Origin of the sequence: Sphingobacterium sp. UBA7625 (genome assembly GCF_002484085.1) — a bacterium.
In the GTDB taxonomy this organism is placed as follows: domain Bacteria; phylum Bacteroidota; class Bacteroidia; order Sphingobacteriales; family Sphingobacteriaceae; genus Sphingobacterium; species Sphingobacterium athyrii.
The window spans coordinates 83,008-98,512 of sequence record NZ_DLJD01000006.1 but is presented as its reverse complement, the minus strand read 5'-3'; the positions used below and the strand labels follow the sequence as shown (position 1 = coordinate 98,512).

Below are 15,505 nucleotides of genomic sequence, written 5' to 3'. Positions count from 1 at the left end.
GTGTGACGACCACCTTCAGCTTTTGACAATACGTAAACCTCAGCTTTGAAATGATCGTGAGGAGTTACTGAACCTGGTTTACAGATAACCATACCACGTTTGATATCAGTTTTCTCAATACCACGTAACAATAAACCTACGTTATCACCAGCTTCACCGTAATCTAAGATTTTACGGAACATCTCAACACCTGTTACTGTAGATTTCAAGTTCTCAGCACCCATACCTAAGATCTCAACTGGATCACCAGAGTTGATTACACCTCTTTCGATACGACCTGTAGCAACTGTACCACGACCAGTGATTGAGAATACGTCCTCGATAGGCATCAAGAAAGGTAAATCAGTCAAACGTGGAGGAATTGGAATGTAGTTATCTACAGCATCCATTAATTCCATGATTTTCTCAACCCACTCAGGCTCACCGTTCAATGCACCTAAAGCAGATCCTTTGATTACAGGGATATCATCACCTGGGAATTCGTAGAATGATAATAACTCACGAACTTCCATTTCTACTAAGTCTAACAACTCAGGGTCATCAACTAAGTCAGTTTTGTTCATGAATACTACTAACGCAGGAACACCTACCTGGCGAGCCAACAAGATGTGCTCACGAGTTTGAGGCATAGGACCATCAGTCGCAGCAACTACGATGATAGCACCGTCCATTTGAGCAGCACCAGTTACCATGTTCTTAACGTAGTCAGCGTGACCCGGACAGTCAACGTGTGCATAGTGACGGTTAGCTGTAGAATATTCTACGTGTGCAGTATTGATTGTGATACCACGCTCTTTTTCTTCAGGAGCAGAGTCAATTGAATCAAATGAACGAGCTTCTGACAAACCTTTATCAGCCAACACTTTAGTGATAGCAGCTGTAGTTGTAGTTTTACCGTGGTCAACGTGACCGATAGTACCAATGTTTAAGTGTGGTTTACTACGGTCAAATTTCTCTTTTGCCATGTTTATGCGAATTAGTAATTATAAATTATTTCTATTTGTTATATACTCTTGCTTAACTTTTACACAAGTACGAGCCAAAGATGGGATTTGAACCCACGACCTCTTCCTTACCAAGGAAGTGCTCTACCCCTGAGCTACTTCGGCTTACTAAAAAACCTTATTTACGTATTAATGCCCCCACCTTTAGATACATTATTATCAAAGAAGATAGAGACTAAATTTAATACTTGAAAAATTTGAGCGGAAGACGAGGTTCGAACTCGCGACCTATAGCTTGGAAGGCTATCGCTCTACCAACTGAGCTACTTCCGCTTAATAACTAGAAACTAGAGTAAATCTAAACTCCAATTAAAAAAAGTGTGGAGGGAGAAGGATTCGAACCTTCGAAGCCGAAGCAACGGATTTACAGTCCGTCCCATTTGACCGCTCTGGAACCCCTCCAGACCTGTAACTTTCGTTACATTTAGAGCCTCTTATCGGGATCGAACCAATGACCTACTGATTACAAGTCAGTTGCTCTACCAGCTGAGCTAAAGAGGCTTCTAATATTTTTAAAACAACTTACGTTCTATCAACGCCAATCCGATAACTTTATCTTTTCAGCGAGTGCAAATATCGAATTTACTTTTGATTTTTGCAAGTTTATTTTTTACTTTTTTTTCATTTAAAGAACTAAGCAAACTTCGTTATTATGAACCGTTGTTCCCTTGTTTGCTGATGCAAAGATAGACACAAAACTCACTTTACAAAAATAATTGTCAAAAAAAAACAACACTTTTTGTCAATTATACTGATATGCAGCACAATAATTTTTAATTGACTATTTGCCTATTTTGGTTATTTGCCTAATGTGCTATCTTTGGGCATGCAAATTTTACCGCAATCACTTTCAAAACTTACCCGCTATACAGCGCTACTTGCACTATTTATAGCTGGTAAAGGCGATTTGAAAGCTCAAAATATTATTCAAAAATTGAGTAAAAAATTTCTTTCGGCTGAAAAAGATTCTACCCGATCAGGCAGTTTTATGGTTTTACCGGCCGTTGGTTACGCCCAGGAAACGGGAGTAGAATATGGATTAGCAAGTTCATACAACTTTTACTTGGACAAGTCTGATCCCCATATCCGTACCTCCACAATGACGCTCATGGGGACGTTTACATCCAAACATCAGTCAAATTTTAAATTTCAAACTGATCTTTGGACAAAAAATAACGATTACCATTTCGTCAGTGAAATCCGATACCGCAACTGGCCATTTAATTACTATGGCATAGGCATGGATACCTGGAAGAAGGACGAAGAAAGGGTTGATCAAAAGCTATTTCGATTAAAACTGGAAGCTGAGAAAAAAGTCGGCAACCATCTTTATTCGGGCATCAATATACAGTACGATAATTTTTCAATCCGTAGCGATAGCAGCGACCATATATTCAATCAATCGGGTCTTATCGGAAAAGAGGGCGGTCAACAATTGCTGCTTGGCGTATCTCAATTATTTGACAACCGAGACAATGTTTCCTATAGCACCCGTGGTTATTATGCCAAATTACGCCTGGCTTACGCGCCTAAGTTATGGACCAGCACAGACTTCAACGGGGCAAACTTGGACATAGACCTTCGCGGCTTTATTCCATTGCATAAAAAAGTCACACTGGCACTTCAGGGGATCTTTCGCTCGACATTCGGGAAAACAGTTCCTTTCTATAATTACCGTGAACTGGGTGGTGACATGATGATGCGCGGGTATTACCTCGGTCGTTATCGTGACAAAAATTACCTTGCTTCCCAAGCGGAATTACGTTACCGCTTTCATCCTCGTTTTGGTATTGTCGGTTTTTCGGGAATTGGATCAACCTTTTCAAAAGAAAACAGCAGCAGATATGTACCGAGTTACGGTGGTGGCTTGCGCTACTTCTTTAGCTTAGAGCACAATAGCAGTATCCGATTTGATTATTCCTATGGTGAACAGAGGACGGGTGAGAAAAGACAGTCTGGTTTTTATCTATCTTTAAGCGAAGCTTTTTAATTAAAAACGGGGGAGCCTCAGCTGATGGCCTCCCTCTTTAGACCGCCTCCCCTTTCTTAAATAGCAATAAAAGCATCTGATTGATGCTATTTTCGTTCTGTGACCACAATAAGTTTGACCCCACCTCAAGTCCGCCTTTTTATAGTGAGCGTATTATGCTGATAAGATGTCCGCATTCCAGTCATAAAACGAAACGGAAAACTTCAGAGACCTATTAAACTTTACGCAAAGCTTGTCGGAAGTAAAGAGAACAAACTAAAACCTGATCAGAAAATTTTCCTTTCGTTGTCCGGCCCTAAAAAAGACCAAACCAATTCGATACAGATCTATCGTGACAACCACGCGATCATCATCCCTAAGTTTGTTCCAATACTCTTCCCGTTCGACCGACAAATGGGGCTCGTTTACAATCAGCATATCGCGTTCACCGACAACAGCCAGAAAATCCAGATCAAGATTTGTTTGGTCAATATATAAGATCTTCCTAAAAGAATAACTTCCTGCCTTCTGTTTAAATAGCTCCTCATAACTCGCTGGAGGCTCATCAGTCAAAAACATAAACTGATCATAGGCAAAAGCTTTTAGTAGACGGTCGACCAGCAGATATTTTTTTATCTCCACCTTGCCCCCCATGCTGACCTCGCGGGGCAAGTTTAAGATCCTATCAGGATCATCCTGCTGATAAATTACTTCATCCACTAATTTATAAACAAACGGAGAATGTGTCCCATGACGGCTATGGGATATGAAATAATGGCGCCAGTACTTCAGGTGGTAGTTCATTGGCTGCAAACATCGAAAAATTTACGTTGATATACAATTTAATTCGTTCGCTTTACCGCACATTTCATCATCTACAGCCTTATAAAAGCACTTTTCGGATTCAAATTCCGGCAATAGTTGATCGTAGTTTTACATCTAGCAATTTCGCTTTTACGAATTATTTCACATGGAACATTCAATTACAAAGACAGGAACAAGCCATTTAAGTCCCACCTGGAGCACAGGAAAATTTTACAGGTAAGAATATATTGTATTTGTGATAGTACGTTAAAATTGAAGTATAAAAGCACTACCTTCTCCCTCCACACTGTTAAGAAAAATGGTGCCCTTATGCAGCAACATAATTTGCTTACTCAGCGTTAGGCCAACCCCAGTACCTGTTTTCTTTGTCGTAAAAAAGGGGGTGAATATCTGTTCCTGGAGATCAGCGGGAATTCCCGAACCATTATCTTCGATGCGAACCTGCACCTTCCCGTCTATTTCCAATGCGGACAAACTAATGTATGCGTCTTCCCTGGTCTTTACCGCATCGATGGCATTTAGCATCAAATTGATAATAACTTGTTCAATCAGATTGACATCAGCATAAAGTATCAAACGCGTATTCTTTAAGATAATATCGACATCAATATTTTTTTGAATCAATGTCGGCTCGAGCAGCTGATAGATATGTTCAAATAGCTGGGAAACCTGAATTGGTGCCAGCTGTGGCTGATCCACTTTGTTGATCATGCGGTAGCTTTTTGCAAAATGCAGCAGTCCTTCACTACGGCGTTTGATGGTGGATATACCTGTTTTTAGATCTTCAATATCCTCATGTCCTCTAAAATGATCCAAACGCCCATTGAGCGTTTCGGCCAACGAACTGATCGGCGCAATAGAATTCATGATCTCGTGCGTAAGCACACGTAATAATTTATGCCAGGCTTTTGTCTCAGTCTCGTCGATAGCTTCATTGATATTTTGATAAACGACAATACGGAATACAGCATCCTGGGTCTCAAAACTAGAGCTCTGGATCAACAATTTTATCTTCCCTTTGCTTGATTGAATGGGTTCCATCTGCTGTTGGCCATTGTCCAGCAGCATCGTTTTTTCATAGAGGTCAGGATTCTTCTTTTTTAACCCCGCGATATTCCCGAGGTGTGGCAGATGAAACAGCTGTTTAAAGGCATCGTTCACCCACATTACTTTTCCCGTATCCATTTCATAGAAGATAATGGCCGAGTTAAGCATATTGATAACACGATCGAGGTACTGATGCTGTATTTCCTGCTTAATGCTAATTTCCTTATACGTTTCGTTAATCTGATTAAAAGCGCGGAAAAGCTGCCCTTCTACCGATTTTGGATTTTTAACCAAAAAACGTCGTGTGAAGTCTCGATATTTGACTGCTTCGGCAAATTCCACAAGCTGCCTTTCCAAAAAATTATATTGGGCATACAGATTGAAACCAAGATACAGCATTATGCAAAAGATCAATGCAGCCTGCACGTACTCATGCTTCATCAGCAGGTAGGCACCGACAACCGAAGCCGTCAAAAGCAAAATAATCTTAATTACATTTAAAACTTTTCCATGTCTCATAGACTAGATATCGTATTTCTCCAAACGTCTGTAGAGTGCGGCACGTGTTAGCCCCAGTTCCTTTGCGGCTTTGCTGATATTACCGTTATAACGTTCGATGGCTGATTTGATGGCTTTCCGTTCCAATTCTTCCAGATTTTGGCTACTGGATACGGATTCAACAGCGACCTGCTCCACCTGTTGTTCAATGGGTGAGAAAAATAGATCATTTCCTGCAATGCTTACCTGATCAGCCATAATGACCGCCCGTTCGATACTATATTGTAACTCACGAACATTTCCCGGAAAATGGTAAGCAAAAAGCTTTTTTATGGCATCAGGTTCAAACCCCTCGATCCGCTTATTATATTTTTTGGCATAGATATCCAGAAAATGTATGGCCAATAGTCTAATATCTTCTCCTCTTTCACGTAATGGTGGCACCTGAATCTCCACGGTATTGATCCGATAAATCAAATCCTTTCGAAAACGACTTTCGTCAGCCAGGTGTTTCAGGGATACATTTGTCGCCGAGATGAGTCGTATATCCACAGGGATCGGTTGGTAAGAACCCAGCGGTGTAACCTGTCGGTTTTGCAATACAGTCAATAATTTGGCCTGTTGCTGCAAAGAAATATTTCCAATTTCATCCAGGAACAATGTGCCGCCATTTGCAGCTTCGAAACGTCCCTGACGATCCTCCCGAGCATCTGTGAACGCCCCTTTTTTATAACCGAAAAGCTCACTTTCAAATAACGTTTCTGTCAGCGCTCCCACATCAACTTTCACATACACCTGATCCGAGCGTAACGAGCGCCGTTGAATCGCCTGAGCAATCAAATCCTTACCTGTACCGTTTTCACCCAAAATCAAGATATTGGCGTCCGTTGGCGCTATTTTCTCCAGCTTATATTGCAGTTCGTCCATGACCGGGGAGTTACCGATCAGATCCGGAGTATTGCTTGAACGTAAAAGCGAATTTTTATTTTTCTTCTCTCTATTTTTCGATTCCGCCAGCACGCTTTCAATTGTGGCCAGCAACTGCTCATTTTCCCAGGGCTTGACCACAAAATCAGCAGCCCCCTGTTTCAGCGATTTTACGGCCAGATCTACGGCGCCATAAGCTGTGATCATAATCACATGAACCTGTGGAAACTTTTCCTTGATCCGCGACAACCAATATAATCCTTCATTTCCGGTGTTGATGGTACTTTTGAAATTCATATCCAGAAGCACAAGGTCATAAGGCATTTTCTCCAAATGTCCAATCAGGTTTTCTGGATTAGATTCGACTTGAACATGGTTAACTTTAGGTTTTAGCAAAATCCTTGCTGCTGTGAGTAAATCTTGGTCATCGTCGACAACTAAAATAGATGCTTTTTTCATATTCCCTGGCTTCTTTCAGACACTAAGATAACTATAAATTTAACGAGCCTGCGTAATAATCATTGATATATTTTTGTAGCAACCATTCATACTGCTTGACAACCAACTGGATCTGGCTATTATCATACTTGGTCTTCGCCGTTAAAAATATAACTGAATTGCTGTTCCCCAGTTCGAATACAACTTTGGCAATGCGAAATGATTCGGCAAAGTTTATGTTCTGCTCATGCAATTGCACAATATTATTACTGGCATTCTTAAGATTAAAAACCGCATTTGATGTTTCAGCTCTTAAATTATTTAGGGCAATCTCCCGTTGGAATTTAGTTGATTCTAAATCTAGTTTAGCTAATTTAACATCATTCCTTACTTTAAATCTATTGAATAAAGGGATTGAAAGATTGAGCGAAACGTATTTCCCAACGTTGTTTTTCATTTGGTACCAATAATCCCCTTCCATTCCATTTTTGGAATAATTCGAATTCAATCCACCACTTAATGATAAAGAAGGCCAATAGGATGATTGTGCTATTTTGATATTCTTTTCGGCTGCTTTAATTTTCCAATCCAGTGCCGGAATATCCGGCAGGTTTTCCGTAGCCAATTTATAAAGTGTTGTAGCATCTACTTTTTGCGCGTCAGTTGTCAATTCCAATGCTTGTAGATCGCCCAGCTGTGCTTCGTCAATATTTAAAAAACCAGCCATTTTAACACGATTCATATAAAGAATCTGTTTATTGTTTTCGATAGAATTGATATCATTGGCAAGTTGCCCCTTCAGATCATAATAATCTCCAGGATTAATGGCCCCTTCCCTGTGCATTGCTTCGGCACGACGCACCTGTTCACGTGTCACCTCAGTCTGCAATTCAGATTGCTTCAAAACATCTTGTGCGGTCAGTACCTGGATGTAAGCCGTAATAACATCAAGTTTCAAAGCATTAACCTGAGAATCAAATTCAAGTTTTCCGGCCGTCTTCGCATCAGCTCGCATCCGGATATCATTTAAAATCCGAAATCCGTTAAATACCGGCACGCTAGCATCTAACGAGAAATTTCCAGAAGAGTTATTTCTGGTAATGTACTGATTTGTAGAGTTATCAACCGAACGTCCGGAGGTAAGACTGTGACCTAATCGTCCATTTAAATCAGGTAATCGGTTAGCCTTTGCTTGCGAAAGATTCACTTCTGCACGTTTAACAGCTAATTCATTCTGTAATAAAGTTGGATTGGCTTTTATTGCCAATTGGATACATTCAGTCAAACTACGTTTTGGTCGCTGATTTTCACTATTGACGGTTGATTCCTTGTTGAAGACAGCCTTCTCTTCTATTCCCTGCTCACTTTGTTGTGCGTCAACATTCGCGTAAGCCAGCAAAAAACACAATGTACTATATATATAGATTCTCTTCATATCCACTTTTTGTTTCCAAACAGACCATCGCCATGCCAAACAATAAAATTTCTGATTATCAACAACATATACAAAACCATCATACATCAATGTCCAAGTTCGTACAATCAACTGTCCGATATTGAACACCCACACAGTCTTATTAAAATACAATAAAAATAAACTGTAAAAATCGCAGATAAGACTGCGGATGTACGCCATCGTACATGAAGTGTCCGCTATCGAACACCGGATAGCAACGCAAACAAAATAAATAACTAAAAATCAATACGTTAAATTATTGGCACAGCTTTCATAGTTAGATAGCAAATTGATATTAAATTATGGACAGACCTTTAGAAAAGAAGAAGTGGAATAGCAAACGTATACTGACCATCGTAGGGGTTGCTGGCATCGTTGGATTAATCGGTGCTAGCTTTTATTTTACCTCGGGCAAAAGCAAACTCAATGTAGAGGCTGACCGCATCTCCATAGTCGAAATAAAAAATGGAAACTTTCAGGAATTCATTCCGATAAATGGTACAGTGCTTCCGATCAGCAGCATCTATCTTGATGCTTCTGTGGGTGGTCGTGTGGAGGAAAAATTTGTTGAGGATGGTACTGTCTTAAAAAAAGGCGACCCGATTATGCGTCTATCCAATACAGATCAAGAGCTCACATTAGTTCAACAGGAAACTCAGGTATTGAACCTATTAACACAGTCGCAAATCGCCCAGACGAATGCGCAACAGGCATCTATCAACAATCGTAATCAAATGGCTGATGTAGAACAGGCCTATAGAGAAGCTGAACGTGTCTATAATCTGAATAAAAAATTACTTGCAGAAAAAGCGATAGGTACACAAGAATTCGAGAAATCGAAGAACGAATATAATTATCAAAAGGAACGTGTCCACTTGACCAAACAGATCCTAAAACAGGACGAGATCTCCAATGCGCAAAAGACCAATCAGGACAAGCAGACTTACCAGCGTACACAGAGTGCATTGGAGTTAATGAAAAGAAAAATTGGTGACCTGATTGTCCGGGCACCTGTCGATGGCCAGTTAACAGCTTTTGATGCCGAAATTGGACAGAATAAAAATGCTGGCGAGCGTTTAGGTCAAATTGACGTTTTGACCGGATTTAAAGTGCGTGCTGATATCGACGAGCATTACATTAACCGCATTTTTCCAGATCTCCAAGGTGAGTTCTCCATTGGTGACAAGACCTACAAACTTCGCATTAAAAAGGTTTATACACAGGTAACCAACGGCCGTTTTCAAGTCGATATGGAATTTATCAATGACGTTCCCAAAGGGATCCGCCGCGGACAGACTTTACAGATCCGTCTTGCCTTAAGTGATGAAACGAAAGCATTATTATTAGCTAAAGGTGGTTTCTATCAGCAGACTGGTGGCAACTGGATCTTCAAATTGGATAAAAATGGAGGCACAGCCTATCGTGTGGATATCCAACTGGGCAGACAGAACCCCGAATATTATGAGGTGATCAAAGGATTGCAACCTGGAGACAAGGTTGTCGTATCAAGTTACGAGACCTATGACAAGGTACAGGAATTAAGTATCAAGAGGTAAAATTGAAATAACAAAAATAAGCCAGTGGATTACCACTGGCTTATTTAACCAAAATCTGAATAAGCAACACCAATTACGCAATACCACGATGATAAAGAACTTTATAAAAACAGCCTTTCGTAACCTTTGGAAAACCAAAGGTTATAGCTTCCTCAACATTTTTGGGTTAGCAATTGGCATTGCTGCGGCAGCACTGATTTTTTTATGGGTGGAAAATCAGTTGAGTTATAATGATAACTTTCCCAATAAAAAGGATATTTACATCGTTAAGTCAAAACAGACCTATGATGGTGCAACCTTTGTGTTCGAATCAACCCCAGGTCCCCTGGCGCAAAATATAGCGAAAGAGATTCCGGGCATTAAACATGCTGTACGTATGACATGGATTAACCCAATGTTATTCTCTGTTGGTGACAACATTTTATTTCAAAATGGGTTATATGCTGACGCCACCGTTGCAGACTTGCTTTCCCTTGAATTTACGGAGGGAGATCGTAAGACCGCATTTGACAAAGTAGATAACATCATTTTATCGGAATCTGGTGCGAAAAAATTATTTGGTAATCAACCAGCTCTAGGCAAAACAGTGAAGACTAATAACAAAGACCTTTACATCGTTTCAGCCATTACAAAGGACCTTCCTAAAAATAGTAGTTACGAATTTCAATGGTTAATTCCATTCAAAAAATTTGAATCTACCCAAGACTGGCTGACCAGATGGGACAATAATGGCATCCAGACTTTAATTCAGGTTGAAGACAATGCAAATGTTGATCAAATCAACAAACAGCTAATGAACTATGTCAAAAACAGAACCAATGGTGAGGTTACTTTTTCACAAAACTTCCTCTATCCAATGGAAAGATGGATTACGCATAACCGTTTTGATAACAGTGGAAATGAAATAGAAGGAAGCTTAAAAAATATTCGTCTTTTCACCATTATTGCGTGGATCGTTTTGCTGATTGCATGTATCAATTTTATGAATCTCGCTACTGCAAGATCCGAAAAAAGAGCAAAAGAAGTCGGTATGCGCAAAGTTGTTGGCGCAAGCCGTCAATCGTTGATCGGTCAATTTCTCGCAGAATCATTGGTCCTAGCCTCTATCTCCTCTTTAGTCGCTATTTTATTGGTCTATATCTGTATTCGGCCATTTAATACCATGATTGGCCAAGACCTTCAGGTCGATTTATTAAAACCGATGCATCTTGCCTTTGTCATCACAATTACTTTAATATGCGGACTATTTGCAGGAAGCTATCCCGCATTCTTTCTGTCCGCTTTTAAACCACTGTCTACAATCAAAGGAGCAAAGCAGAAAGCCGGGACCGGAAGTCTTATCCGCAAGGGATTAGTTGTGCTACAGTATACCGCATCAGTTGTACTGATCATTTGTACAATCATCATTTATCAGCAAATACAACACAACAAAAATAAAGACCTGGGTTTTGACAAGAGCCAGGTACTGACCACCGCATTGCAAGGGGACATGGCCAAACATCTTCCTCTGATCAAAAACCAGCTCATCGCAACTGGACTGGTGGAGCAGGTCGGTGTCAGTGATGTGAGTATTCTCAACATTTACAATAATACCTCTGGTTTCAATTGGGAAGGAAAAGATCCCAACAAGAGTATTCTGATCGGCATGTTGCGCGCAGATGAAGGATTAGTACCAGCATTAGATCTTAAAATGTTTGATGGAAGAAACTTCCACACCAACTTACTAGGAGACAGCACTTCGGTTCTTATTAATGAAACTCTGGCTAAATTAATCCGCAAAGATGGGCATGTAGTGGGTAGTATCCTTAATTACGGCGAAGAAAATTATACTATTGCTGGAGTCGTCAAAAACTTTGTTTATAACAACGTATATGCCGATCCAGATCCGATGTTATTTATTCCCTTGGTCAGAGAGAGCGGCCTATTAAATATCCGGACAAAAGCCGGAATTGATCTACCACAAGCTATTCAGCAAATTGAAAAGATTATTGTAAAAAATAATCCCGGATTTCCTTTCGATTACAAATTTTTGGATGAAACCTTCAATAGCAAATTTCAGGCTGAACTTTTTATACAACAGCTATCCAGCGTATTTGCCATCATATCTATTATTATTTCATGCTTAGGCCTATTTGGTTTAGCCGCCTTTGCTACAGAACAACGTGCCAAGGAAATCAGTATCCGCAAAGTACTAGGAGCGTCAGTTTCTGGGCTTATCCAAATGCTCAATCGCGAATTTATTATCCTTATTGGTATCTCCTGTATTATTGCTTTTCCAATTGCCTGGATTTTTATGCACAAATGGCTGGCAGACTACGCGCATCATATCACAATTTCCTGGACAGTTTTTGTATTGAGCGGACTAGCCGCAATAGTAATAGCTTTATTGACGATCAGTTCACAGGCCTTTAAAGCTGCAATTGCCAATCCGACCAAAACACTCCGAGACGAATAAACAGAAAAATAAACACTATAAAGAATATTTTTAAACAGAATAATAACTGCCCAAAGCTATTGCCAAGGGCCCAAAAACATAAAACCATGAGCGCAAAAAATATGATTAAAATAACCAATCTTCAAAAGTATTACCGCACGGAAGAAGTGGAGACTGTGGCATTGAACAATTTGAACATTCACGTAAAAGAGGGTGAATTTGTCGCCGTGATGGGGCCATCTGGTTGCGGCAAATCCACCCTGCTGAATATTATTGGTTTATTGGATGATTTGGATGAGGGAAGCTACCTGTTCAACGAGATTGAAGTCGCCAAATTCAAGGAACGTGGCCGTTCGGATTTGCGTAAGCACAATATTGGTTTTGTATTTCAGAGTTTTAATCTGATCGATGAGCTGACCGTATTTGAAAACGTGGAACTTCCTCTTGTCTATACCAACGTACCTGCGGCAGAACGCAAGAAACGTGTCGAGGAAGTATTGGAGAAAGTACAGATCATGCACCGTCGCAACCACTTTCCGCAACAGCTTTCCGGGGGACAGCAACAGCGTGTGGCCGTTGCCCGTGCGGTCGTCAATAATCCGAAATTAATTCTTGCCGATGAGCCTACCGGTAACCTGGATTCCAACAACGGTAATGAAGTGATGCAACTCTTAACCGAATTGAACGAAGCCGGCACAACCATCGTGATGGTAACCCACAGTGAGCACGACGCCAAATTTTCGGATCGTGTCATTCGCATGCTGGATGGACAGGTTATTATGGAAACAACATCATTAGGATCCTAGTAAAGCTAGTGGCCCATTTTAAGGACAAGAAATGTTCTTAAAGATCTAAAGCGCTTACCAATACAGGATCAAGTGCTATTAAACGAGTTTAAAGTATAAAACGATGAAAGGTTTAAAATTAATTTTAAGACAATGGGGACGTAACCGTCTGTTTACCTTCCTTAATATCATCGGTCTAGCGATCGGGATCAGCGCAAGCTGGATTGTATTTCGGATTGTCAACTACGAATTCAGTTTTAACCAGAATCATCCCGGCAAGGAACGGATTTATAAGCTTTACTCCGCCTTTAAGGAAGGTGAAAATATCCATCGTTTTGATGGGACTCCCTACCCGCTTGGTACTTACCTCGGGAATAATTTAAAGAAAGATCTGACCGGATTGGAATTGGTTGCACCGATCGCTAATCGATCATTTGAAAGCATCAAGGTTAAGCGCTCCAACAATGAAACCTTGGAGTTCAATGAGCAGGACCAAATTATTTCTGCTACTGCGGACTATTTTAAACTTGTTCCCTACAAATGGATTGTTGGTAATCCGAATACCGCACTCAAAAACAACAATGAGATCATCCTGACGGCCTCACGTGCAAAACAATATTTCCCCGATGCAGACTTAAAATCCCTTCTCGGCAAGACAATGCAATACGATGATCAGCTCCTTACCGTGACCGGAGTTGTCGCCGACTTAGACTACCCGAGCAGTTTTATCTCCAAAGAATTTATCCGTGTAAACCCCAATCCTCAGGAAGCAGAGAATTGGGAAAATTCAAGTTCAAATTTCCATGTTTATGTTAAATTAACTGAAAACGGAAGTCCCGCGCAAGTAATTGGCGCTGCAACCAAAAAGTTCAATGAGATGGTCGGAGAAAAATTCAAACAGTACAATATAACGGCCGGTTACGAATTGGCTCCGCTTACTGAATTACATTTCAATAAATTCGTCTTAAACAGCAGTGACAAGCAGGTCATGTATGGACTTATTGGCATTGCGGCATTTTTGCTCATACTGGCCAGCATTAATTACATCAACTTGACGACAGCCCGTGTTCCCGCCAGGGCCAGGGAAATCGGCATCCGAAAAACATTGGGTGAGCAACCCCGGCACCTGACATTGTCTTTTATCAAAGAAACATTTTTTACCTGTCTATTTGGGCTATTATTCTCCTGGCCATTGGTCAAGATATTTGAACTTACCTTTAGTTCATATCTCCCGCAAAATATAAATGCCTATTCAGATGGTTTATCTATTTTTATCTTTCTATTGGGTCTTATTATCCTACTTACGTTGATTTCCAGTCTGTATCCAGCCTACCTTATTAATAAAGTCCATGTCGTCGAAGCCATAAAAATACATGCAACCGATAAAATTTCCTTTGGTGGTATTTCACTCCGCAAGATTCTCATTGTATTTCAATTTGTGATCGCCCAGGCTTTTGTCGTACTGACAGTGATCATGGGTTTACAGTTACAGCATGCTTTACACAGTGATGTTGGCTTTCAGGATGATGCTGTTATTACCCTCAAACTGCCCTATAAAAAAGCAGAAGATTCAGGCAAAAGTCCGTTTCTTTTGAAAGAACTTCTCCAAAAATATCCTGAAATCGACCAGGTTTCGCTAGGACACCTCCCAATGAATAACGACCAATGGGGAAATAATATCATGATGCAGAGCGATACCGGTCAGATCTTGGTCAATATGCCTTTTAAATATATTGAAGAAAATTACCTGGATGTATTCCAAATGAAATTACTGGCCGGGCGGCCCCTCAAACTTTCGGATACAACATCAGGAATACTGGTCAATCAAAAGGCCATTAGTAAGTTTGGATTTAAAACTCCGGTGGAAGCACTCGGAAAAACCGTAACTGTAAACGATCGTCCAACCACAATTGTAGGCATACTGGCCGATTTCCACAGCTTTAATCTCCATGCTTCATTAGAACCCCTTGCTATGCAAATCTCAACCAACAAGGGCACGCTGCAGAATATTAATATCAAATTAAATGGAGACCCTAAAAAATGGCATCAGGCGATTGCATCCATAAAAAATGAATGGGAAAACGTATATCCAAATGCACCATTTGCCTACCAATTTTATGATCAGCGGATCAAAGAGCTGTATGAGAAAGATTATCGCTTTTATAAAATAATCAATTTGTCAACATCCATTACCATTTTGCTAAGTTGCCTGGGATTGATCGGATTAGTGACACTTACTACGCATCAGCGGACAAAAGAAATCGGTATACGGAAAATTCTGGGCAGCACGATCAGTGGGATCGTGTTATTGTTATCCAAAGATTATATCAAACTTATTATAATTTCAATACTCATCGCCACGCCGATTGCCTGGCTGGCGATTGACAAATGGTTAACAGACTTTGCTTTTAAAATAGAGCTCAGCTGGTGGATGTTTATCGTTCCGGCGATAGTAACTATTGGCGTAGCATTTTTAGCCATGAGCTATCAATCCATCAGTGCTGCCCGCGCAAATCCGGTGGATAGTTTAAGGGATGAATAAAAAGCATTTTATAAAGAATAAAAA

General features: G+C 40.4%; 10 protein-coding genes and 4 tRNA genes. 5 read left to right on the top strand and 9 right to left on the bottom strand.

What is annotated here, in order from left to right; all coding sequences use genetic code 11:
- From tuf to B4G94_RS03330, 5 genes are all read right to left on the bottom strand, one after another.
- On the bottom strand, positions 1 to 965 hold a 965-nt coding region (gene tuf / locus B4G94_RS03350), incomplete at its 3' end, for an elongation factor Tu (RefSeq protein ID WP_286857145.1).
- A gap of 72 nt (positions 966 to 1,037) precedes the next feature.
- A tRNA-Thr gene (locus B4G94_RS03345) sits at positions 1,038 to 1,109 on the bottom strand.
- 95 nt (positions 1,110 to 1,204) lie between these two features.
- Positions 1,205 to 1,277, bottom strand: a tRNA-Gly gene (locus B4G94_RS03340).
- Between the two features lie 48 nt (positions 1,278 to 1,325).
- A tRNA-Tyr gene (locus tag B4G94_RS03335) sits at positions 1,326 to 1,406 on the bottom strand.
- A gap of 26 nt (positions 1,407 to 1,432) precedes the next feature.
- Positions 1,433 to 1,505: transfer RNA gene (locus B4G94_RS03330), tRNA-Thr, on the bottom strand.
- A gap of 325 nt (positions 1,506 to 1,830) precedes the next feature.
- Between B4G94_RS03330 and B4G94_RS03325 the strand changes: the two genes are divergently transcribed.
- Positions 1,831 to 2,994: a BamA/TamA family outer membrane protein gene (locus B4G94_RS03325; RefSeq protein ID WP_286857143.1), complete on the top strand. Its 1,164-nt coding sequence runs from the start codon at positions 1,831 to 1,833 to the stop codon at positions 2,992 to 2,994.
- Between the two features lie 255 nt (positions 2,995 to 3,249).
- Here B4G94_RS03325 and B4G94_RS03320 read toward each other — a convergent pair whose 3' ends face one another.
- The 4 genes from B4G94_RS03320 to B4G94_RS03305 form a co-directional block, all read right to left on the bottom strand.
- Positions 3,250 to 3,693 carry a hypothetical protein gene (locus tag B4G94_RS03320; RefSeq protein ID WP_286857142.1) on the bottom strand — a complete coding sequence of 148 codons (444 nt, stop codon included), beginning with the start codon at positions 3,691 to 3,693 and terminating at the stop codon, positions 3,250 to 3,252.
- Between the two features lie 351 nt (positions 3,694 to 4,044).
- Positions 4,045 to 5,364 carry a sensor histidine kinase gene (locus B4G94_RS03315; RefSeq protein WP_286857141.1) on the bottom strand — a complete coding sequence of 440 codons (1,320 nt, stop codon included), beginning with the start codon at positions 5,362 to 5,364 and terminating at the stop codon, positions 4,045 to 4,047.
- Between the two features lie 3 nt (positions 5,365 to 5,367).
- On the bottom strand, positions 5,368 to 6,729 hold the full coding sequence (locus B4G94_RS03310; protein WP_108635856.1) for a sigma-54-dependent transcriptional regulator: 1,362 nt from the start codon (positions 6,727 to 6,729) through the stop codon (positions 5,368 to 5,370).
- Between the two features lie 31 nt (positions 6,730 to 6,760).
- A complete protein-coding gene (locus B4G94_RS03305) occupies positions 6,761 to 8,143 on the bottom strand; it encodes a TolC family protein (protein ID WP_286857140.1) in 1,383 nt (460 codons plus the stop codon).
- A gap of 323 nt (positions 8,144 to 8,466) precedes the next feature.
- Between B4G94_RS03305 and B4G94_RS03300 the strand changes: the two genes are divergently transcribed.
- The 4 genes from B4G94_RS03300 (at position 8,467) to B4G94_RS03285 (ending at position 15,481) form a co-directional block, all read left to right on the top strand.
- Positions 8,467 to 9,720 carry an efflux RND transporter periplasmic adaptor subunit gene (locus B4G94_RS03300; protein ID WP_108635859.1) on the top strand — a complete coding sequence of 418 codons (1,254 nt, stop codon included), beginning with the start codon at positions 8,467 to 8,469 and terminating at the stop codon, positions 9,718 to 9,720.
- Positions 9,721 to 9,808: 88 nt separating this feature from the next.
- Positions 9,809 to 12,175 (top strand): ABC transporter permease, encoded by a 2,367-nt coding sequence (locus B4G94_RS03295; protein WP_286857139.1) that lies wholly within the window; start codon positions 9,809 to 9,811, stop codon positions 12,173 to 12,175.
- A gap of 101 nt (positions 12,176 to 12,276) precedes the next feature.
- Complete coding sequence (locus B4G94_RS03290; protein WP_104385115.1) at positions 12,277 to 12,960, top strand: ABC transporter ATP-binding protein; 684 nt, start codon at positions 12,277 to 12,279, stop codon at positions 12,958 to 12,960.
- A 103-nt stretch (positions 12,961 to 13,063) separates the two neighbouring features.
- Positions 13,064 to 15,481: an ABC transporter permease gene (locus B4G94_RS03285; RefSeq protein WP_286857138.1), complete on the top strand. Its 2,418-nt coding sequence runs from the start codon at positions 13,064 to 13,066 to the stop codon at positions 15,479 to 15,481.
- Positions 15,482 to 15,505 lie beyond the last annotated feature (24 nt).

What these genes read in the sequence shown, in the direction of transcription:
- B4G94_RS03325 (WP_286857143.1), top strand. Translation starts at nt 1,831, where the DNA reads ATGCAAATTTTACCGCAATCACTTTCAAAACTTACCCGCTATACAGCG.
- B4G94_RS03315 (WP_286857141.1), bottom strand. Translation starts at nt 5,364, where the DNA reads ATGAGACATGGAAAAGTTTTAAATGTAATTAAGATTATTTTGCTTTTG.
- B4G94_RS03310 (WP_108635856.1), bottom strand. Translation starts at nt 6,729, where the DNA reads ATGAAAAAAGCATCTATTTTAGTTGTCGACGATGACCAAGATTTACTC.
- B4G94_RS03305 (WP_286857140.1), bottom strand. Translation starts at nt 8,143, where the DNA reads ATGAAGAGAATCTATATATATAGTACATTGTGTTTTTTGCTGGCTTAC.
- B4G94_RS03300 (WP_108635859.1), top strand. Translation starts at nt 8,467, where the DNA reads ATGGACAGACCTTTAGAAAAGAAGAAGTGGAATAGCAAACGTATACTG.
- B4G94_RS03295 (WP_286857139.1), top strand. Translation starts at nt 9,809, where the DNA reads ATGATAAAGAACTTTATAAAAACAGCCTTTCGTAACCTTTGGAAAACC.
- B4G94_RS03290 (WP_104385115.1), top strand. Translation starts at nt 12,277, where the DNA reads ATGATTAAAATAACCAATCTTCAAAAGTATTACCGCACGGAAGAAGTG.
- B4G94_RS03285 (WP_286857138.1), top strand. Translation starts at nt 13,064, where the DNA reads ATGAAAGGTTTAAAATTAATTTTAAGACAATGGGGACGTAACCGTCTG.